1 pseudogene is annotated in these 315 nt (G+C 47.6%); it reads left to right on the forward strand.

The annotated features are described in order from the left end of the window. Positions 1-315, forward strand: a pseudogene (locus tag QUB16_RS29845) (CopG family transcriptional regulator); the annotation flags it as partial.

Below are 315 nucleotides of genomic sequence, written 5' to 3' on the forward strand. Positions count from 1 at the left end.
TGAACGCGAAAGTTCGATCGAATCTTTGCAGCAGCAAATCACCGAAAAAGACCACCGGGAACACGACTTTGTGCAGCAGCTAGCAGAAAAATCGAGTTCGATCGAATCTTTGCAGCAGCAGCTAGCCGAAAAATCCAGTGCTCTGGAATCTTTACAGCAGCAATTCGCCGAAAAAGAACATCGGGAACACGACTTTGTGCAACAGCTAGCCGAAAAATCCAGTGCTCTGGAATCTTTGCAGCAGCAATTCGCCGAAAAAGAACATCGGGAACACGACTTTGTGCAACAGCTAGCCGAAAAATCCAGTGCTCTGGA

The organism is Microcoleus sp. D3_18a_C4, assembly GCF_036702415.1.
Lineage (GTDB): Bacteria > Cyanobacteriota > Cyanobacteriia > Cyanobacteriales > Microcoleaceae > Microcoleus.